The 21019-nt window shown below is 64.6% G+C and carries 17 protein-coding genes; 12 read left to right on the top strand and 5 right to left on the bottom strand.

The window, feature by feature from the left end; translation table 11 throughout:
- The first annotated feature begins 69 nt into the window (after positions 1–69).
- From BN1188_RS12325 to BN1188_RS12350, 6 genes are all read left to right on the top strand, one after another.
- Positions 70–1332 (top strand): ATP-binding protein, encoded by a 1263-nt coding sequence (locus BN1188_RS12325; RefSeq protein ID WP_040261769.1) that lies wholly within the window; start codon positions 70–72, stop codon positions 1330–1332.
- Positions 1325–1888: a response regulator transcription factor gene (locus BN1188_RS12330; protein ID WP_040261771.1), complete on the top strand. Its 564-nt coding sequence runs from the start codon at positions 1325–1327 to the stop codon at positions 1886–1888. Before BN1188_RS12325 ends, BN1188_RS12330 begins: the two co-directional genes overlap by 8 nt.
- 75 nt (positions 1889–1963) lie before the next feature.
- The gene (locus BN1188_RS12335; protein ID WP_040261772.1) at positions 1964–3703 is read left to right on the top strand and encodes an ABC transporter ATP-binding protein/permease; all 1740 of its coding nucleotides are present in this window, start codon (positions 1964–1966) and stop codon (positions 3701–3703) included.
- A gap of 63 nt (positions 3704–3766) precedes the next feature.
- Positions 3767–4513, top strand: a complete 747-nt coding sequence (locus BN1188_RS12340; protein WP_040261773.1) for a FadR/GntR family transcriptional regulator — start codon at positions 3767–3769, stop codon at positions 4511–4513.
- A gap of 707 nt (positions 4514–5220) precedes the next feature.
- Complete coding sequence (kdgD, locus tag BN1188_RS12345) at positions 5221–6132, top strand: 5-dehydro-4-deoxyglucarate dehydratase (RefSeq protein ID WP_040261774.1); 912 nt, start codon at positions 5221–5223, stop codon at positions 6130–6132.
- A gap of 116 nt (positions 6133–6248) precedes the next feature.
- On the top strand, positions 6249–7190 hold the full coding sequence (locus BN1188_RS12350; protein ID WP_040261775.1) for an AEC family transporter: 942 nt from the start codon (positions 6249–6251) through the stop codon (positions 7188–7190).
- A gap of 4 nt (positions 7191–7194) precedes the next feature.
- Here the strand turns inward: BN1188_RS12350 and BN1188_RS12355 are convergent, their stop codons facing one another.
- From BN1188_RS12355 to gatC, 5 genes are read right to left on the bottom strand one after another with little or no spacing between them, the layout of a single operon-like run.
- On the bottom strand, positions 7195–8277 hold the full coding sequence (locus tag BN1188_RS12355; protein ID WP_232430923.1) for a sodium:calcium antiporter: 1083 nt from the start codon (positions 8275–8277) through the stop codon (positions 7195–7197).
- A gap of 7 nt (positions 8278–8284) precedes the next feature.
- A complete protein-coding gene (locus BN1188_RS12360; protein ID WP_040261776.1) occupies positions 8285–8656 on the bottom strand; it encodes a septal ring lytic transglycosylase RlpA family protein in 372 nt (123 codons plus the stop codon).
- Positions 8657–8715: 59 nt separating this feature from the next.
- Entirely contained in the window at positions 8716–10161 is a 1446-nt protein-coding gene (gatB, locus tag BN1188_RS12365) for an Asp-tRNA(Asn)/Glu-tRNA(Gln) amidotransferase subunit GatB (protein ID WP_040261777.1), read from the bottom strand.
- A gap of 12 nt (positions 10162–10173) precedes the next feature.
- On the bottom strand, positions 10174–11625 hold the full coding sequence (gene gatA / locus BN1188_RS12370; protein WP_040261778.1) for an Asp-tRNA(Asn)/Glu-tRNA(Gln) amidotransferase subunit GatA: 1452 nt from the start codon (positions 11623–11625) through the stop codon (positions 10174–10176).
- 16 nt (positions 11626–11641) lie between these two features.
- Positions 11642–11929, bottom strand: a complete 288-nt coding sequence (gene gatC, locus BN1188_RS12375; protein WP_040261779.1) for an Asp-tRNA(Asn)/Glu-tRNA(Gln) amidotransferase subunit GatC — start codon at positions 11927–11929, stop codon at positions 11642–11644.
- 206 nt (positions 11930–12135) lie between these two features.
- Between gatC and mreB the strand changes: the two genes are divergently transcribed.
- The 6 genes from mreB to BN1188_RS12405 all read left to right on the top strand — a co-directional run bounded on the left by mreB (position 12136) and on the right by BN1188_RS12405 (position 20971).
- A complete protein-coding gene (gene mreB / locus BN1188_RS12380; protein WP_008371426.1) occupies positions 12136–13173 on the top strand; it encodes a rod shape-determining protein MreB in 1038 nt (345 codons plus the stop codon).
- 187 nt (positions 13174–13360) lie between these two features.
- Positions 13361–14470, top strand: coding sequence for a rod shape-determining protein MreC (mreC, locus tag BN1188_RS12385; protein WP_408633622.1), 1110 nt, complete (start codon positions 13361–13363; stop codon positions 14468–14470).
- Positions 14470–14958 carry a rod shape-determining protein MreD gene (gene mreD, locus BN1188_RS12390; protein ID WP_040261781.1) on the top strand — a complete coding sequence of 163 codons (489 nt, stop codon included), beginning with the start codon at positions 14470–14472 and terminating at the stop codon, positions 14956–14958. Before mreC ends, mreD begins: the two co-directional genes overlap by 1 nt.
- Before the next feature lie 25 nt (positions 14959–14983).
- A complete protein-coding gene (locus BN1188_RS12395) occupies positions 14984–15574 on the top strand; it encodes a Maf family protein (protein WP_040261782.1) in 591 nt (196 codons plus the stop codon).
- Between the two features lie 70 nt (positions 15575–15644).
- Complete coding sequence (gene rng / locus BN1188_RS12400) at positions 15645–17102, top strand: ribonuclease G (RefSeq protein WP_040261783.1); 1458 nt, start codon at positions 15645–15647, stop codon at positions 17100–17102.
- 29 nt (positions 17103–17131) lie between these two features.
- Positions 17132–20971 (top strand): YhdP family protein, encoded by a 3840-nt coding sequence (locus BN1188_RS12405; RefSeq protein WP_040261784.1) that lies wholly within the window; start codon positions 17132–17134, stop codon positions 20969–20971.
- The last annotated feature ends 48 nt before the right edge of the window (positions 20972–21019 follow it).

Consider the following 21019-nt stretch of genomic DNA (forward strand, 5'->3'; position numbering starts at 1 on the left):
ACTCCGGCGGATCTTTTTCCGCTGCCCGGGAAATGTTTTGCAAGACAAACGCCTTTGCCAGGAACCGTCATGCCCACCGCCGCTCCGCCGCTTTCCGCCTCTCGCCAGAACCTCTGGCGTCTCACTCTCGTACGTATACTGGTGCTGGCGGCCCAGGCCGGCTCGGTGGGGTTCGCCTACCTGACGCACCTGTTGCCCTTGCCATGGTGGCAACTGGCGCTGACCCTGGCATGCTCGGCGGTGCTCTGCGCCCTGACCGCGGTGCGCCTGCATTGGCGGCTGCCGGTCACGGAGCTGGAGTATGCCTTGCAGCTGGGATGCGATTTATTGATCCACAGCGCCTTGCTGTATTACTCCGGCGGTAGTACCAACCCCTTCGTGTCCTACTACCTGGTGCCGCTGACCATCGCCGCGGTGACCTTGCCCTGGTTGTATTCATTGATCCTTTCCGGGCTGGCCCTGGCGAGCTACACCTTGTTGCTGGTGCGCTTCTATCCTCTGGAAACCTACCCGGCGGCCCGGGAAAACATGCAGATCTACGGCATGTGGCTCAGTTTTGCCTTGGCGGCGGCGGTGATCACCTTTTTCGCCGCGCGCATGGCCGAGGAATTGCGCCGCCAGCAGGAATGGCGCGCGCAACGACGAGAGGAGGGCCTGCGTGACCAACAGTTGCTGGCCGTGGCCACCCAGGCCGCGGGCGCCGCTCATGAATTGGGTACACCCCTGGCGACCATGAGCGTGTTGCTCAAGGAAATGCGGCAGGACCATGCGGACCCGATGCTGCAGGAAGACCTTCAGGTACTGCAGGACCAGGTCCAGCTCTGCAAGCAGACCTTGCAGCAATTGGTACGCGCCGCGGAAGCCAACCGCCGCCAGGATGTCGTGGACCAGGAGGTCACCGCCTGGCTGGACGAGGCCTTGAACCGCTGGCACCTGATGCGTCCGGAGGCCAGCTACCGTCTGCAGCGTGGCGGCAATGGCAGCGTGCCTCGGCTGGCGCCGCCGGCGGACCTTACTCAGGCCCTGCTCAACCTGCTCAACAATGCGGCCGATGCCTGCCCGGACAACCTGGAAGTGCGCCTGGAGTGGGACGATGAAAACATCTTCATCAGGATTCGCGACCATGGGCCGGGTGTACCTCTGGCCATTGCCGAGCAAATCGGTAAACCTTTCTTTACCACCAAGGGCAAGGGCTTCGGCCTTGGCCTGTTCCTGAGCAAGGCCAGCGTAACCCGCGCTGGCGGCTCGGTGAGACTCTATAGTCATGAGGATGGCGGCACGCTCACGGAGCTGCGCCTTCCCCGTGACGCCCGAGGAGAGACAGATGACTGATACAAACCAGGCCGCGGATGGCGAAGAGCTGCCGCATTTGCTGCTGGTCGATGACGACGCCACCTTCACCCGTGTGATGGCACGCGCCATGGGCCGTCGTGGCTTTCGCGTCAGTACCGCCGGGTCCGCCGAGGAAGGCCTGGCCCTTGCCCGCCAGGACGTGCCCGACTACGCCGTGCTGGACCTGAAGATGGAAGGGGACTCGGGCTTGGTGCTGTTGCCCAGGCTGTTGGAGCTGGACGCGGAAATGCGGGTGCTGATCCTTACCGGGTATTCCAGCATTGCCACCGCCGTGGAGGCGATCAAGCGCGGCGCCTGTAATTATCTTTGCAAGCCGGCCGATGCCGACGACGTACTGACGGCCTTGCTTTCCGAGCATGCCGACCTGGACTCGCTGGTGCCGGACAACCCGATGTCGGTGGATCGCCTCCAGTGGGAGCATATCCAGCGGGTGCTGGCCGAGCACGAAGGCAATATCTCCGCCACCGCTCGCGCATTGGGCATGCACCGGCGTACCTTGCAGCGCAAGCTGCAAAAGCGGCCTGTGCGCCGTTGAGTCCCAGGATCACCTCTTCGCCCGCCAGCCACCTGAAGCCAGGCGTGGCGGGCGCTCCTACGCTTTGAGCCAACTATGACCGAGAACGCTGAATATTCCGCAGTGAACGATGCCGTGCAGGGCTCGTTCTTCCGTCGCGTGTGGGCGATGACCGTGCCGTACTGGCGCAGTGAAGAAAAAGGCAAGGCGTGGCTGTTGCTGGTTGCCGTGATCGGGCTGTCGCTGTTCAGCGTGGCCATTTCGGTACTGCTGAACAACTGGTACCGCGACTTCTACAACGCACTCCAGCAGAAGGACACGGCGGCCTTCAGTCATCTGATCCTCTATTTTTCCGGCATCGCTGCCATTGCCATTCTCAGCGCGGTGTACCGGCTGTACCTGACCCAGATGCTGACCATCCGCTGGCGGCGCTGGCTGACCGAGCAGCATTTCGCGCGCTGGCTCAGGCACAAGAATTTCTATCACCTGGAAACCGGCGCTTACACGGACAACCCCGACCAACGCATCAGCGAAGACATCGACCGGTTCACCAGTACAACCTTGAGCCTGGGCTTCGGCCTGCTGCGCACCGTAGTGAGCCTGGTGTCCTTCTCCATCATCCTCTGGGGCGTATCCGGAAGCATCGAACTGTTCGGCTACACCATTGCTGGCTATATGTTCTGGGCGGCGCTGCTGTATGCGGTAGTGGGCAGTTGGCTGACCCACCTGATCGGTCGGCGCCTGATCCCGCTGAACAACCAGCAGCAGCGCTACGAGGCGGACTTGCGTTTTTCCATGGTGCGCATTCGGGAAAATGCCGAAACCATTGCTCTCTACAATGGCGAGCCCAATGAGCAGGAGCGGTTGCAGGGCCGTTTCGGCCGGGTGTGGAGCAACTTCTGGTCGCTGATGCAGGTCCAGAAGCGCCTGACATTCTTTACCTCAGGCTACGGCCAGATCGCGATCATCTTTCCCTTCGTCGTAGCAGCGCCGCGCTATTTCGCGGGCAAGATCGAACTCGGCGGTCTGATGCAGATCAACTCGGCCTTCGGCAATGTGCAGGAAAACCTGAGCTGGTTCGTGGATGCCTATGCCTCCCTGGCTGAATGGAAAGCTACCTGCGACCGTCTGCTCAGCTTCCGCCAGGCCATGACCGAAAACGAGCTTCGGTCCGCGCCCATCGATGTTCAAACCCAGGGACACAAGCTGCACATTGCTGGTCTGACCCTGGGGCTGGCTGACGGCCGAGCCTTGCTGGACAACGTCAACCTGGACGTATCCCGCACCGAGCGGGTGATGCTCAGCGGCCGCTCCGGCAGTGGCAAGAGCACCCTGCTGCGAGCCATCGGCGGGCTTTGGCCCCGCGGTGGCGGGCAGATTCTACGGCCTGAGGACCGCACGCTGTTCCTGCCGCAGCGCCCCTACATGCCCATCGGCACCTTGCGCGAGGCCTTGAGCTACCCCCTGGCCGGGGACAGCTACCCGGATGAGCGCTACCGCGAAGCACTGGAGCAATGCCGTCTCGGTCATCTGGCGGCGCGCCTGGACGAAGGCAATCACTGGCAGCGAGTCTTGTCTCCAGGGGAGCAGCAGCGGTTGTCCTTCGCCCGCGCGTTGCTCTACCGGCCTCAGTGGCTGTTCCTGGATGAAGCCACCTCGGCCATGGATGAAGAAGACGAAGCGAGCCTCTACCAGGGGCTTATCGACCGGCTCCCGGGCGTCAGCCTCGTCAGCGTTGGCCACCGGACCAGCCTGCGACCTTTCCACCCGCGGTTGGTCAAGATCGAAGGTGGACAGCTGCATGTTCAGCAGGCGTCGGCGCCCAGCGCGCTCTAATGTGATCGTACGAGCCGCTTTGCGCTATGATGGGGCGTGATCAACCCGAGACCGGCTTTACCTATGGACAATCAGAGCGCCATGCCACGCGCCCGCAAGAAACCTCGCAGCCTCGCCCAGGAGCTGGTAGCCGTCCTGAGCGAGCGCATCCGTAACGGCGAACTCAAGCGCGGCGACAAGCTGCCTACCGAGTCGGCGATCATGGAAGAGCAGGGTGTGAGCCGCACGGTTGTCCGCGAGGCCATTTCCCGGCTGCAGGCGGCCGGGCAGGTGGAAACCCGTCACGGTATAGGCACCTTCGTGCTCGACACACCTAGCCCAAGTGGCTTCCGCATCGACCCGGCCACCATCGTCACCCTGCGAGACGTACTGGCCGTGCTGGAACTGCGGATCAGCCTGGAGGTGGAATCCGCCGGCCTGGCCGCGCAGCGGCGCAGCGATGATCAGTTGCAGGCCATGCGCGAAGCCCTGGATGCCCTGAACGAAAGCGCCGCCCACGCCACCGATGCGGTGGCTTCGGACTTCCAGTTCCACCTGCGCATTGCCCTGGCTACGGGAAATCGCTATTTCACCGACATCATGACTCACCTGGGCACGAGCATCATTCCGCGCACCCGGCTCAATTCCGCCCGCCTGGCCCATGACGATCAACAGCACTACATGAGCCGATTGAGCCGCGAGCACGAAGAGATATTCGACGCTATTGCCCGCCAGGACGCCGATGCCGCCCGTGCAGCCATGCGCCTGCACCTGACAAACAGCCGCGAGCGCCTGCGCCAGGCGCACGAGGAAGCCGCCAGCCCCCTATAGCCCAGGGGAATGGCTCCGCCCTCGGGCTCCCGTCTGAGCTATTCAGGGTTCGCCAGCTAGCGCTGGCTCCCACCGCGTGAATGACTCGCCTGAACTGACTTGTCTCTGTGGGACCCAGCGCCAGCTGGGGAAGGGCTCCCGTCTGAGCTATTCAGGGTTCGCCAGCTAGCGCTGGCTTCACCGCGTGAGTGACTTGCCTGAACCGACTTGTCTCTGTGGGACCCAGCGCCAGCTGGGGAAGGGCTCCCGTCTGAGCTATTCAGGGTTCGCCAGCTAGCGCTGGCTCCCACCGCGTGAATGACTCGCCTGAACTGACTTGTCTCTATGGGACCCTGCGCCAGCTGGGGAAGGGCTCCCGTCTAAGCTATTCAGGGTTCGCCAGCTAGCGCTGGCTCCCACCGCGTGAATGACTCGCCTGAACCGACTTGTCTCTGTGGGACCCAGCGCCAGCTGGGGAAGGGCTCCCGTCTGAGCTGTTCAGGGGTTCGCCAGCTAGCGCTGGCTCCCACCGCGTGAATGAATCGCCTGAACCGACTTGTCTCTGTGGGACCCAGCGCCAGCTGGGGAAGGGCTCGCCGTGAATCTCGATGCCGCGCACGGAATCTTTGCATGACCCCCTTGTCGGACTGCATCTCTGGTTGTACGATGACATACAACACCGGCAGCCGCCGGTTCTTGTTTCTCAGCGCACCAGGGTGTTCACAACAATGACTCCACAAGAACTCAAGTCCATCCTCTCCGCCGGCCTGCTGTCCTTCCCGGTCACCGATTTCGACGCCCAAGGGGATTTCAACCCCCAAGGCTATATCAAGCGGCTGGAGTGGCTGGCCCCTTACGGCGCCAGCGCGCTGTTCGCCGCCGGCGGCACCGGTGAATTCTTCTCCCTGGCCGCCAGTGAATATTCCCAGGTGATCAAGACCGCGGTCGACACCTGCGCCAAGAGCGTGCCGATCCTCGCCGGCGTGGGCGGTGCCACCCGCCAGGCCATCGAATACGCCCGTGAAGCCGAACGCCTGGGCGCCAAGGGCTTGCTGCTGCTGCCTCACTACCTGACCGAAGCGTCGCAGGACGGCGTCGCGGCCCATGTCGAGGCCGTGTGCAAATCCGTGAACATTGGCGTGATCGTCTACAACCGTAACGTTTGCCGCCTCAATGCCGTACAGCTGGAGCAGCTGGCCGAGCGTTGCCCGAACCTGATCGGCTACAAGGACGGCCTCGGTGACATCGAACTGATGGTCAGCATCCGTCGCCGCCTGGGCGACCGCTTCAGCTACCTGGGCGGCCTGCCCACTGCTGAGGTTTACGCAGCGGCGTACAAGGCACTGGGCGTGCCGGTGTACTCCTCGGCGGTATTCAACTTCGTGCCCAAGTTGGCCATGGACTTCTACCACGCCATCGCCAAGGACGATCACGTAGCCGTTGGCAAGATGATCGACGACTTCTTCCTGCCTTACCTGGATATCCGCAATCGCAAGGCTGGCTATGCCGTGAGCATCGTCAAGGCTGGCGCCAAGATCGCTGGCTACGACGCCGGTCCGGTGCGCACGCCGCTGACCGACCTCACCGAGCAAGAGTACGCCGCGCTGGCCGCGCTGATGGACAAGCTCGGCCCGCAGTAACTCGCAGGACCGGCCGCTTGCTCCCAAGCGGCATTCAAGAAGCGCGCCTCCGGGCGCGCTTTTTCGTTCAGGTGAATTATCATGCAGCAGATGACTGATAACGGATCGCCGACCTGATGCTGAGCCTTTTCCTGGAAACCTTGAACATCACCGCGCCCGTGTTTGCGATGCTGTTCATGGGACTGTTGCTCAAGCGCGTGGGATGGATCGACGACGGCTTCATCAAGGTCGCCTCCGAGCTTGTATTCAACGTGACCATGCCCTGCCTGCTGTTCCTGGGCATCATCCACGCTAACCTCAACGAGGCTCTGCAAATCGGCGTGATGGTGTATTTCGCCATCGCCACGGTGGTCAGCTTCGGGTTGATCTGGCTCTGGGCGCGCTGGCATTGCCCCGTAGCCGACCGCGGCATCTATGTGCAGGGCGCCTTCCGCGGCAACAACGGCATCATCGGCCTGGCGCTGGCCGCCAGCATGTATGGGGATTACGGCATTGCCGTGGGCTCGATCCTGGCCGCGGTGCTGATCGTGCTCTACAACAGCCTCTCTTCCGTGGTGCTGGCCTACTACAGCCCCACCATGAAATCCGACCCGTTGAGCCTGGCCATCGGCGTGGTTCGCAATCCTCTGATCCTCGGCGTGGTGGCCGCCATCCCGTTCGCGGTATGGCAGATTCCTCTGCCGGGGTGGCTTGACCAATCCGCGCAATACCTGGCCCACATGACACTGCCCCTGGCGCTCATCTGTATCGGCGGCACCCTGTCGCTGTCCGCGCTGCGCGCCGGTAGTCATCTGGCTATCAGTGCTAGTCTGGTAAAGATGGTGGCGCTACCGCTGGTGGCTACCCTGGGCGCCTGGGCATGCGGCTTTCGGGGTGCCGACCTGGGCATCCTATTCCTCTATTTCGGCGCCCCCACCGCCTCGGTGAGTTACGTGATGGCCCGCGCCGCCAACGGCAACTATCGCCTGGCGGCTACCATCGTGGTGATCACCACCATCGCGGCCATCGTGACCACCAACATCGGCATTTTCCTGTTGAACTGGAGCGGCCTGATCTGAGGGCTCAGGAGCGTCCGGCCCTGCGCCAGTTGCGCCAAGCCTGCATGGCCACCAAGGTGCCCAATAGCGGCAGCGCGTAATGCAGCAGTAAGCGTTCGGCGCGCATCGCCAAGGGCATGTCGGTGTTGAAGGCCACAAGGTGCGCGCCAAAGAGCGCATAAAGGGCAAGCAGCAACAATCCTTCCAGGCGGCTCAGGCGATAGCCGAGGCGCAACAGCGGCCAGGCCAGCAGCGCAGCCACGAACAGAACGGGAAGGTCGAACGCCAGGCTGTTGGGGGATATCGACAGGCCCTGGGGGGCAGCCAGCACAACGACGCCCAGCACCCCGGTCAGGTTGCACAGCGTAGCGCCGATGACGTTGCCCACCGCCAGCTCCCGCTCGCCCCGTAGGGCCGCCAGCGATGACATCGCCAGGCCGGGGAGGGAAGCGCAAACGGCAACCAGCGTCAGCCCCATGATGCGCTCGGACAGGCCAAGCTCGTTGGCGATGGCCACCGTGGCCGTCAATATCCATTGCGACCCCAGGGTCAGCGCCAGAATGCCCAAGGCCAGGCGTAGCCCGGCGGCAAGGGCCGAGCGTTGTCGCACGGGTGCGCGGGGCACCGGCCGGTGCGCATGCTTGAAATGCCATGTCACCCGGTACATATACCCTGCCCAGGCGGCAACCAGCAGCACGGCTTCGAGGCTACCAAGGCGCTGATCCATCGACAGCCCGTAGAGCAGGGCGGCTGTCAGCGCGACCAGGGGCAAGTCCAGGCGCACCACCGAGGGAGAGATCCGCAAGGGCACGATCAGCGCGCACAGGCCCAGCGTGACCCATAGGTTGAATAGAGTGCCGCCTACCAGGCTGCCAAAGGCCAGGTCCGGCGCGTCGGCGTTGATGGCGCCCAGGCCAATGGCCAGCTGTGGGGCGCTGCTGCCCAGTGCCATCAGTGAAAGGCCGGCGATCAACGGGCGTACCCGGGCGCGCTCAGCCAGGCGCAACAGATTGCGAACGCTCAGCTCGGCGCCAAGCATCAGCATCGCCAGCCCGAGGAAAAACTGCAGCAGGCTGACAGGTGGCAGGGAAGCGAGCTCGGTAATCACAGCCTGGTCAGTCCAGACGCCGGATACGCACCCGAGCGGTGCCGTCGTCGATCATGCCCAGGCGCTGTGCCGCGGCGCGGGAAAGGTCGATGACCCGGCTGCGCGCATGAGGGCCACGGTCATTGATGCGCACTACCACGCTGCGGTCGTTCCGTAAGTTGGTGACCTGCACCTCGGCGCCCATCGGCAGTGTACGGTGCGCCGCCGTGAGAGCGTTCTGGTCGAAGCGCTCCCCACTGGCCGTGCGCAGGCCGTGGTGGCGTGAACCGTAGTAGGAGGCCAGGCCTTCCTGGGCCTCCCCTGGGGCCAGTGCAGTGGGCTGGCCCGCGCAGCCACCGAGCATGGCCATCGAGAGCGTCAAGCTGAACAGGCGTTGCATGGTAGATCCTTGTACAAGGAAGGCCGACGCGCCCGCTGGTCTGGCGGGCGCATCGGCTTTCAGCCTTCCAGCTTGCGCTTGAGCAGCTCGTTCACCTGCTGCGGATTGGCCTTGCCCTTGGACGCCTTCATCGCCTGGCCGACGAAGAAGCCGAACATCTTGCCGCGCTTGGCCTCGTCGGCGGCGCGATATTGCTCGACCTGCTCGGCGTTGGCCGCCAGCACTTCATCCAGCACCTGCTCGATGGCGCCAGTATCAGTGACCTGCTTCAGCCCACGGTTTTCGATGATCTGGTCCGCGCTGCCCTCGCCATTGGCCATGGCTTCGAACACCACCTTGGCGATTTTTCCGGAGATGGTGTTGTCGCGGATGCGCTGCAGCATACCGCCCAGCTGTTCGGCACTGACGGGGGACTGCTCGATGTCCAGGCCTTGCTTGTTCAGCAGGCTGCCCAGCTCCACCATGACCCAGTTGGCCGCCAGCTTGGCGTCGCCGCCCAGCACCGCTACCTGCTCGAAGTAGTCGGCCTGTTCGCGGCTGGAAGCCAGTACCGTGGCATCGTAGGCCGAGAGCCCGTACTGGCTCTGGAAGCGTTCGCGCTTCTGCGGTGGCAGCTCGGGCAGGGAGGCGCGCACGCTGTCGAGGAAGCTGTCCTCGATGACCACCGGCAGCAGGTCCGGGTCAGGGAAGTAGCGGTAGTCGTTGGCCTCCTCCTTGCTGCGCATGGAACGGGTTTCGTCCTTGTTCGGGTCGTACAGGCGAGTCTCCTGGATGACCTTGCCGCCGTCCTCGATGAGCTCGATCTGGCGTTGCACTTCACTGTTGATGGCGCGCTCGATGAAGCGGAACGAGTTGACGTTCTTGATTTCGCAGCGAGTGCCGAACTCGGCCTGGCCCTTGGGGCGGATCGAGACGTTGCAGTCGCAGCGCAGGGAGCCTTCGGCCATGTTGCCATCGCAGATGCCCAGATAGCGCACCAGGGCATGGATGGCTTTCACATAGGCAACGGCTTCCTTGGCGCTGCGCATGTCCGGCTCGGAGACGATTTCCAGCAGCGGCGTGCCGGCCCGGTTGAGGTCGATCCCCGAAAAGCCCTGGAAATCTTCGTGCAGGCTTTTGCCGGCGTCTTCTTCCAGGTGGGCGCGGGTAACGCCGATGCGCTTGGTGGTGCCGTCTTCCAGGGTGATGTCCAGATGGCCCTTGCCCACGATGGGGTGGTCCATCTGGCTGATCTGGTAGCCCTTGGGCAGGTCGGGGTAGAAGTAGTTCTTGCGGGCGAAGACGTTCTGCTGGCCGATTTGGGCATCGATGGCCAGGCCGAACATCACGGCCATGCGCACGGCTTCCTGGTTCAGCACCGGAAGCACCCCCGGCATGCCCAGGTCGACCAGGCTGGCCTGGGTGTTGGGTGCCGAGCCGAAGGTGGTGGCGCTGCCGGAGAAAATCTTGGACTGGGTCGCGAGCTGGGTATGAATCTCCAGCCCGATCACGACTTCCCATTGCATGTGTATTGCTCCTCAGAAGCCTTCCGGCGAACGGCGGTGCCAATCAGTGACCTGTTGGTAGCGGTGCGCGATGTTCAGTAGTCGCCCTTCCTGGAAATACGGCGCCAGCAGTTGCGCGCCCACAGGCAAGCCGTCGGCGAAGCCGACCGGCATGGACAGGCCAGGCAGCCCCGCCAGGTTGGCGGTAATGGTGTAGACGTCCTCGAGGTAGGCCGCCACCGGGTCGCTGCCCTTGGCGCCCAGCTTCCAGGCCGGGTTCGGCGTGGTCGGGCCGAGAATGACGTCCACGTCCTGGAAGGCGGCCATGAAGTCATTCTTGATCAGCCGACGGATACGCTGGGCCTTGAGGTAATAGGCGTCGTAGTAGCCGGCCGAAAGGGCATAGGTGCCGACCATGATGCGGCGCTGTACTTCCGGGCCGAAGCCTTCGCCCCGGGAGCGCTTGTACAGGTCGGTGAGGTCCACCGGGTTTTCGCAGCGATAGCCGAAGCGCACGCCGTCGAAGCGGGACAGGTTCGACGAGGCCTCGGCCGGTGCGATCACGTAATAGGCCGGGATGGCGTGGCGCATGTTCGGCAGGCTGATGGGCCTGATCACCGCGCCGAGTCTTTCCAGCTCCTGGATGCTGGCTTGCACCAGCTCGCCGATGCGCGGGTCCAGCCCGGCATCGAAGTACTCCTTCGGCACCCCGATACGCAGCCCCTGCAGCGAGTCGTTGAGGGTGGCGCTGTAGTCCGGCACCGGCTGGTCGATGCTGGTGGAGTCCTTGGGGTCGAAACCGGCCATGGCTTGCAGCAGCAGGGCGCAGTCTTCGGCGCTGCGTGCCAGTGGGCCGGCCTGGTCGAGGCTGGAGGCGTAAGCGATCATGCCCCAGCGGGAAACACGACCGTAGGTAGGCTTCAGGCCGGTGAGGTTGGTGAAGGCCGCCGGCTGGCGGATCGAACCGCCCGTGTCGGTACCGGTGGTCGCCGGTACCAGGCGCGCCGCCACCGCGGCCGCAGAACCGCCGGACGAACCGCCCGGTACGTGGTCCAGCTGCCAGGGGTTGTGCACGGCGCCATAGTGGCTGTTTTCGTTGGCCGAGCCCATGGCGAACTCGTCCATGTTGGTCTTGCCGAGGGTCACGGTGCCAGCGGCGGCCAGCTTCTCGACCACGGTAGCGTCGTAGGGCGCCTGGAAGTTGTCCAGCATCCGGGACGCGCAACTGGTGCGGATGCCCCGGGTGCAGAAGAGGTCCTTGTGGGCCAGGGGAGCGCCCAGCAGCGGCCCCGTCTCGCCAGCGGCGCGGCGCGTGTCGGCCGCGCGGGCCTGCTCCAGCGCCAGGTCTTCGGTAACGGTGATGAAGGCGTTGAGCCGTGGGTCCAGGGCCCTGATGCGCGTCAGCAGCGCCTGGGTCAGCTCGACGGAAGAGTAACGCTTGGCGGCAAGGCCTTGGGCGATCTCGGCCAGGGTGAATTCATGCATGGCAGGCGGTTATCCCTTACTCGATGACTTTCGGTACCAGGTACAGGCCGCTGTCGACGGCCGGTGCAATGGCCTGGTAGGCATCGCGCTGGTTGTGTTCGGTGACCTGGTCGGGACGCAGGCGTTGGCTGGCTTCCAGCGGGTGGGCCAGGGGGGCGATGTTCTGGGTGTCCACGGCTTGCATCTGGCTTGCCAGGTTCAGGATGCTGTTGAGAGCGTCTAGGGTATGTGGCAGATCAGCCTCGCTCAGCCCGAGGCGGGCCAGGTGGGCGATCTTTTCCACGTCGGAGCGTTCGAGCGCCATGGGGAGGATCTCCAGGAGAAAGCCGGGCGGAAACGTTCCGCCACGGGGGGAACACAGTCGCGAAAACACGGTCACAGAGCCGCGATCGTGGGGCCGTGTGCCCGGAAAAACAGCCAATTTAACATATTGGCGCCTTGCCCAAAATCCCCGCCGTTGTTAGAGTTTGCCGCACTTTTTTACCCACGCGTTGCCAGGGTCACTTCTCCATGTTCAAGAAACTGCGTGGCATGTTTTCCAGCGATCTGTCCATCGACCTGGGAACGGCCAACACCCTTATCTACGTGCGTGAGCGCGGTATCGTCCTGAATGAGCCCTCGGTGGTCGCCATCCGTACCCACGGCAACCAGAAGAGCGTGGTGGCCGTCGGGACCGAGGCCAAGCGCATGCTCGGCCGCACCCCGGGTAACATTGCTGCCATCCGTCCCATGAAGGACGGAGTGATCGCCGACTTCAGCGTCTGCGAAAAAATGCTTCAGTACTTCATCAACAAGGTTCATGAAAACAGCTTCCTGCAGCCCAGCCCTCGCGTGCTGATCTGCGTGCCCTGCAAGTCCACCCAGGTGGAGCGCCGGGCCATCCGTGAGTCGGCCCTCGGTGCCGGCGCGCGTGAAGTCTTCCTCATCGAGGAGCCCATGGCGGCGGCCATCGGCGCCGGTCTGCCAGTGGAGGAAGCCCGCGGTTCGATGGTGGTGGATATCGGCGGCGGCACTACCGAGATCGCCCTGATTTCCCTCAATGGCGTGGTGTACGCCGAATCCGTGCGCGTGGGTGGCGACCGCTTCGACGAAGCCATCGTGACCTACGTTCGCCGCAACTACGGCAGTCTGATCGGCGAATCCACCGCCGAGCGCATCAAGCAGGAAATCGGCACCGCCTACCCGGGCGGCGAAGTTCGCGAAGTGGACGTGCGTGGCCGTAACCTGGCCGAAGGTGTGCCGCGAGCCTTCACCCTCAATTCCAACGAAGTGCTCGAGGCGCTGCAGGAGTCCCTGGCGACCATCGTCCAGGCGGTCAAGAGCGCCCTGGAACAGTCCCCGCCTGAACTGGCCTCGGACATCGCCGAGCGTGGCCTGGTGCTCACCGGCGGTGGCGCGCTGCTGCGTGACCTGGACAAGCTCCTGGCCCAGGAAACCGGCCTGCCGGTCATCGTCGCCGAGGATCCGCTCACCTGCGTGGCCCGCGGCGGCGGCCGTGCCCTGGAGATGATGGACAAGCACACCATGGATCTGCTCTCCAGCGAATGATCCAGTGGCACGCCCGGTGGGTTACAGTAGCGTCTCCCGGCGCTAAGGTAGCGGCCGGGCGTTCGCGCGTTTATCAGTTTCTTGCCGCGGTTTCGATCCATGACTGACCTTCCATCTTCCCGCCCAGGAGGAACAGCCCATTAAACCGCTGTTCGCCAAGGGCCCCTCGCTGGGCGTGCATCTGCTGGTGCTCGTGGTACTGTCCGTTGCCCTGATGGTGGTGGACGCCCGCTTCATGCTGCTCAAGCCCGTGCGCAGCCAGATGTCGCTGGTGCTGATGCAGTCGTACTGGATCACCGACCTGCCGCAACGCATGTGGCAGGGCGTGGCGAGCCAGTTCGGCAGCCGCACCGAGCTGATCGCGGAAAACGAAAAGCTCAAGACCGAAGCTCTCCTGCTGCAGGGGCGCCTGCAGAAGCTGGCTGCCTTGACGGAACAGAACGTGCGCTTGCGCGAACTGCTCAATTCATCCTCGCTGGTGAACGAGAAGGTAGAGGTGGCCGAACTGATCGGCGTAGACCCCAATCCCTTCACCCACCGTATCCTCATCAACAAGGGGGAGCGTGACGGCGTGTTCCTGGGGCAGCCGGTGCTCGATGCGCGGGGTCTGATGGGGCAGGTAGTGGAATTGATGCCCTATGCTTCGCGGGTCTTGCTGCTTACCGACAGCACCCACAGCATTCCTGTCCAGGTCAACCGCAACGGGCTTCGCGCCATCGCCAGCGGCACGGGCAATCCGGAGCGCCTGGAGCTTCGGCACGTAGCCGACACGGCCGACATCAAGGAAGGCGACCTGCTGGTCAGCTCAGGGTTGGGCCAGCGCTTCCCGGCAGGCTATCCGGTGGCCACGGTCAAGGAAGTGATTCATGACTCCGGCCAGCCCTTTGCGATTGTACGGGCAGTGCCCACGGCCGCGCTCAACCGCAGCCGCTACGTGTTGCTGGTGTTCTCCGATAGCCGTACGCCGGAACAGCGCGCCGCCGACGCCGCCCAGGCAGAAGAAGGCAGCGGTGTGCCCGCCGCCCCGGCCTCTGGGCGAGGCGGCTCGGGCGAGCATCTCGACCAGAACCCGGCCGGTGCACAGGCTACGCCGGCCGCACCAGCGGGGAGTGGCTCGCCGGGCAATGGTGCACATGTCGCCACTCCGAATTCCCATCCGGCGCAGCCCGCCGCGGCCGGCCACCCGGCCTCCACGCCTGCCCAGGGCGCTACCCCGGCGCCTAATGTCAAGCCGGCCGCCACGCCCCGCGCCAGCGCGCCGGCCGGGCGAGCAGCCAGCCCCGAAGGAGCGCATTGATGGTCAATACAAGGCGCAACCATGGCTGGATCATCTGGCTGACCTTCGCCATCGGCCTGCTGCTGAGCGTGTCCCCGCTGCCCCAGTTCATGGAAGTGCTGCGCCCACTGTGGCTGTCGTTGCTCATGGCCTTCTGGTGCCTGAACGTGCCCGGCAAGGTGGGCATGACCACTGCCTGGGTACTGGGCCTGGCCGAAGACGTCCTCTACGGCACCCTGCTGGGGCAGAACGCGCTTATCCTGAGCCTGACTACCTTCCTGGTGCTGTCGCTGCAGCAGCGCATGCGCATGTTCCCGATGTGGCAGCAGAGCCTGGTGATCTTCGTGGTGCTGGGGGTCATGCAGCTGGCGCAGCTATGGCTGAGCGCCCTGACCGGTAACCGCCAGCCCACCCTGGCCCTGCTGTTGCCAGCGGTGGTCAGCGCCCTGCTATGGCCGTGGGTCAGTTATGGACTGCGCGGCCTGCGCCGACGCTTCAATATCCACTGAGGCGCCGCTGACAAGGAGTTGTCCCATGCCTTCATTGTTCCTGGCTTCCGGCTCCCCACGCCGGCGCGAGTTGCTGGCCCAGATCGGCGTGCCCTTCAGCACCTTGACGGCGCCTATCGACGAAACCCCATTGCCCGGCGAGCAGCCGCAGGCCTACGTGTGCCGCCTGGCCGTGGCCAAGGCGATCGCCGGCCAGGCGCACGCGCCGGCAGGTGCGGTCGTGCTCGGAGCCGATACCGCGGTTATCCTTGACGAGCGGATTCTCGGCAAACCCGCCGACGGCCAGGACGCGCGCGCCATGCTCGCCGCCCTCAGCGGCCGCGCGCACCGAGTTTTCACCGCCGTGGCGGTACGAAGCGCCAGCGAGGCAGAAGTGATCTGCGTGAGCAGCCAGGTACGTTTCAGACATCTTTCGGCACAGGAAATCGACGCATACTGGGCCAGCGGGGAGCCTGCCGACAAGGCTGGGGCCTATGCCATACAGGGGCTGGGCGCGGTCTTCGTGGAAGCCATAGACGGCAGTTATTCCGGCGTGGTCGGCTTGCCCCTGTGCGAAACCGCCTCGCTGCTGGCCCGCTTCGGCGTGCCGTGCTGGCAACCGAACGTTACCCTTTGAGCTTACGCTGGCGTCGCCTCGCGCCGTCAGTCCGGGCATCATGGGGCAAACATCCTGACGAGAGCCTGTCATGAGCGAAGAAATCCTCATCAACATCACGCCGATGGAATCCCGTGTGGCGCTGGTGGAGAACGGCGTGCTGCAGGAAGTGCACGTGGAGCGTACCCAGCGCCGGGGCATCGTCGGCAACATCTACAAGGGGAAGGTCGTGCGCGTGCTTCCGGGCATGCAGGCGGCGTTCATCGACATCGGACTGGACCGCGCCGCGTTCATCCACGCTTCGGAGATTTCCCTGCGCGAAGGGCCGGCCGTGGAAACCATCAGTGCCCTGGTCCATGAGGGGCAGAGCCTGGTGGTGCAGGTCACCAAGGACCCGATTGGCTCCAAGGGCGCGCGCCTGACCACCCAGTTGTCGATTCCGTCGCGCTACCTGGTGTACATGCCACGCACCAGTCATGTGGGCATTTCCCTGAAAATCGAGGAAGAATGCGAGCGCGAGCGCCTCAAGCAGATCGTCAGCGACTGCGTGGCCAAGGAGGGCATCCAGGAAAGCGGCGGGTTCATCCTGCGCACCGCCGCCGAGGGCGCCCGGGCCGAGGAAATCCTCATGGACATTCGCTACCTGCGCAGGCTTTGGGAACAGATCGGCAGCCAGATCAAGACCGCCGGCGCGCCCACGGTCATCTATGAAGACCTGGGCCTGGCCCTGCGTACCCTGCGCGACCTGGTCAATCCGAAGATCGAGAAGATCCGCATCGATTCCAGGGAGACTTTCCAGAAAACCACCCAGTTCGTCGAAGAGCTGATGCCGGAGATCGCCGACCGCCTGGAACATTACCCGGGCGAACGGCCGATCTTCGACCTCTATGCGGTGGAAGACGAGATCCAGCGGGCACTGGATCGCAAGGTGCCGCTCAAGTCCGGTGGCTACCTGGTCGTGGACCCGGCCGAGGCGATGACCACCATCGACGTCAACACCGGTGCCTTCGTGGGGCACCGCAACCTCGAGGAAACCATCTTCAAGACCAACCTCGAGGCTGCCACGGCCATTGCCCGCCAGCTGCGCCTGCGCAACATCGGCGGGATCATCATCATCGACTTCATCGACATGGAAGACGAGGAACACCAGCGCCAGGTATTGCGTACCCTGGAGAAACAGCTCGAACGTGACCATGCCAAGACCAACATCATTGGCATCACCGAGCTGGGCCTGGTGCAGATGACCCGCAAGCGAACCCGGGAAAGCCTGGAACAGGTACTTTGCGAGCCCTGTGCCTGCTGCCAGGGGCGGGGCAAGCTGAAAACGCCTGAAACCGTCTGCTACGAGATTTTCCGGGAAATCCTGCGCGAGGCCAGGGCCTACCAGGCCGAGGGCTACCGGGTGCTGGCCAATCAGAAAGTGGTGGACCGCCTGCTGGACGAAGAGTCCGGCAATGTCGCCGAACTGGAGGCTTTCATAGGCCGCACCATTCGCTTCCAGGTAGAGAGCATGTATTCGCAGGAACAATACGACGTGGTGTTGCTCTGATTGAAGCTTAACCGAACAAGGGCCCCTGCATGGCGCGTTTGACACAGGTGACAGGGGCGCTCGTTCGTTGGGGGCTGGGCGGCTGCGCGCTTTACCTGATCCTCCTGGCGCTCTATGTAAGCCTCGGCCGGCAGTTGCTGCCTCTGGTAGGAGACTACCAGCCCGCGCTCACCGACAAGGTAAGCCAGGCCCTGGGCCTGCCCGTGAGCATCGGCCGCGTGGAAGGCAGTTGGGTAGGGCTGTCGCCAGCGCTGGTGGCCCAGGACCTGACCCTCGGCACCGGGCCGGATGCCTTGCATTTGGATCGGGTGCGGGTAGTGCCCGCGCTGTGGCGCAGTCTCACGACTCTCAAGCCGCAGATCGACACGCTCCAAGTGGAAGGCTTGCACCTGACCCTGCGTCAGGATGGCAGCGGCCACTGGGCGTTGCAGGGCCTTCCCAGGCCTTCTGACGATAGCCCGCTGGACCCCGCCCAGGCGATCGACCGCCTGCGCCAGCTTGGCGAGCTGACACTGCTTGACAGCCAGTTGGTGCTGGTGCCATGGGGTCACGACCCTATCGCCTTTACCTACCTGGACGCCAGCTTGCGTTCCGCCCAGGGGCAGGAGCGCCTGGACTTGCGCCTGCACCTGCCCGATGGCAAGCCCATGGCAGCGCAGGTGCGCGCCAGGGTACAGCCGCAGCGCTGGCAGGAGGCAGCCCTTCAGGCCTATGTCAGCTTGCCTCAGAGCGATTGGGCAAAATGGCTTCCGGCAAGCTCGACGGGGCAATGGCATTTTCAGGCGCTGCAGGCCGGTGGGGAACTCTGGCTGGACTGGGCAGACCAGCATCTCAAGAGCGCCTCGTTGCGCCTCAACGCCCCGCGAATCGAAGGTGGTATGGAAGGCCGGGCGCCAACTGCGGTCAGTGACCTGGCCCTCTCCGCCTGGCTGCAGCGGGAAGGTACCAATTACCGGCTGTTGGCCCAGCCCTTGGCCATGACCCTGGCCGACCAGCGTTGGGAAGCGCGCCTCAAGGCCGAGCAGGCCGGCGATGAGTGGCAACTGCAGGCCGACCGCCTCGCCCTCGGCCCTCTGCTCCCCTTGCTCGATGCCTACATGCCCTGGCCGGAAAAGGCCGCCCTGGCGGTGGACAGCCTCAAGCCCAGCGGTACGTTGCGCAACGTGCTGGTGACGCTGCGCCCGAAGGAGAACGGAGACCGCCGCCTGGCCTTCGCCGCGAACCTGGAGCAGGTCGCGTTCCAGCCCTATCACTTCGCCCCTGGCGGCGCCAACGTCAGCGGCAGCATCGAAGGCGACCTGGGCCATGGCGAACTGCGCCTGGCCAGCGAAGGCTTCATGCTGCACCTGTTTCCCATCTTCAATCAGCAATGGCATTACCAGCAGGCCCAGGCCCGATTGGCCTGGCGTCTGAACAGCGAAGGCTTCAGCCTGGTCGCGCCGGTCATCCAGGTGCAAGGGGAAGAAGGGCGAATCGCGGCCGATTTCATGATCCGCCTGCCTTTCGGCGAAGGACTCGAGCCTTACATGGACCTGCGCGTGGGCTTGCATGACGGTGACGGCCGGTTCACCCCCAAATACCTGCCTGAAGCCCTGAACCCCCAGGTGGCCGACTGGCTGCGCACTGCGGTGCAGCAGGGGAAGGTCGACGAGGGCTATTTCCAGTACCAGGGCTCCTTGGCCCACGCCGCGCCGGATCACGCGCGCAGCCTGACCCTTTTCTTCAAGGTCCATGATGCGAGCCTGGCTTTCCAGCCGGGCTGGCCGGCGGTCACAGGCGTGGACGGCAAGGTCTACATCCAGGACGGGGATGTCCGCATCCAGGCTGATCGAGGCCGCTTGCTGGACACCGCCGTGAGTGACGTGACCGTGCGAGTACCTCATCCAGGCGAAGGGCAGGTGCCACACCTGAGCGTGTTGGGACGCTTCGACGGGCCGCTCGGGGATGGAATCAAACTTCTGCAAACGGCGCCAATAGGTACCGAGGCGATGTTCGCCGGCTGGCAGGCGCAAGGTCCGCTCCGAGGCGGGGTAGACCTGGACATTCCCCTTGCCCACGGTGAGCTACCCAAGGTGGTCGTGGATTTCACCACCGCTGGCGCCCGCCTCAAGCTTGCTGAGCCCTCCCTGGAGCTCAGCGAACTCAAGGGCGACTTCCGCTTCGACCTGGCCAAGGGGCTGGCGGCCAAGGACGTGAGTGGCCAGGCGCTGGGCAAGGGCTTCACCGCCGGGCTGGAAGCGCTTGGCACGCCGGGGGCGCCGCTGACCCGTATCAACGTGAGCGGCCGGATGGACGTTGCCACGCTGAGCAACTGGCTGGGCAATAGCCAACCCCTTCCCGCCACGGGCGAGTTCCCCTACCAGATGCAGCTGGCCTTGGGAAATGACAGCCAGCTCGGCATCGATTCGGACCTCAAGGGCGTGACCGTCGATCTACCCGCGCCCTACGGCAAGGCGGCCGGGGATAGCCGCCCCACGCGTGTCGACCTCGACCTTACAGGAAGCGAGCGGCAACTGCGGGTGACCTACGCAAACCTGGCCAGCCTGGTCTACCAGCCCGCCAATGGCCAGTTCCGCGCCCCGCCGAGCACTAGCCACGGCGAGCTACTGCTTGGTGACGGCAAGGCCCAGCTGCCCGGAGCGCCTGGGCTACGCCTGCGTGGCGCCATGGACTGGGTGGACCTGAAGGCCTGGCAGGCAGTGCGCGATCGCTACCTGGCAGCCGCCCCGGTCACCGCGGGAACAGCGAACGGCTCGGCACCGACCATGCCGTTGAGCAGCGTGGACCTGACCATCGCGCACCTGAGCGCGTTCGGGCAATCGCTGGAGCAAGCGCGCCTGCGTCTGGACCGCGCCCAGGACGCTTGGCAGCTTCGCCTGAACAGCCCCCAGCTCACCGGAAAGGCTACTGTGCCGGACCGCCCTGGATTGCCCTTGGACATCGACCTGCAGGATGTCCACCTGCCCGCGCCCGCAGTCGAGGGTACCGCCCTACAGGACCCTCTCGAGACGCCCGACCCGCTGGCCGAGATAGATCCCCATGACATTCCCGCGGTAGATGTGCGCATCGCGCGCCTGTGGCAAGGAACAGACCTAGTCGGCGCCTGGTCGCTCAAGTTACGCCCCAGCGAGCGGGGGCTGGCGCTGGATGAGTTGAGCCTGGGGCTCAAGGGGATGCAACTGCAAGGCAGCGGTGGCTGGGAGGGCACCGCCGGCGCCAGCACAAGCTGGTTCAAGGGCAATGTCCACGGCGCCAACCTGGCCGATGTGCTCAAGGCCTGGCGATTCGCGCCCTCGGTCACCAGTCAGGACTTCAGCCTGGACGTGGACGGCCGCTGGCCAGGGTCACCCGCATGGGCCTCGCCCAAGCGATATTCCGGCAGCCTGGACGCTACCCTCAAGCATGGCCAGTTCATCGAAGTGGAAGGCGGCGCCCAGGCCCTGCGGGTGTTCGGGTTGCTTAACTTCAATGCCATCGGCCGCCGGCTGCGCCTGGACTTCTCCGACCTGCTCGGGCGTGGGCTCAGCTACGACAAGGTCACCGGGAAGCTGGCCGCCAGCGATGGGGTATACGTGACCCGCACGCCCATTGCCCTGACCGGCCCGTCCAGCAATCTCGAACTGGACGGCACGTTGGACATGGCGGCCGACCGGGTGGACGCTCGCTTGCTGGTCACCCTGCCCGTGAGCACCAATCTGCCCATGGCGGCCCTGATCGTGGGTGCGCCGGCGGTGGGTGGCGCGCTGTTCCTGGTCGACAAGCTGCTGGGGGACCGGGTGTCCCGCCTGATCAGCGTCAAGTATCGCGTGGAAGGGCCGCTCAAGGAGCCCAAGCTCAGCTTCGACCGCCCATTCGACGGCAAGCATTGAGCAGGACGCCTGGCCGAATCCTGGCTGCGGTTAGCCGCACAGCCTCCA

It is taken from the genome of Pseudomonas massiliensis (genome assembly GCF_000826105.1).
Lineage (GTDB): Bacteria > Pseudomonadota > Gammaproteobacteria > Pseudomonadales > Pseudomonadaceae > Aquipseudomonas > Aquipseudomonas massiliensis.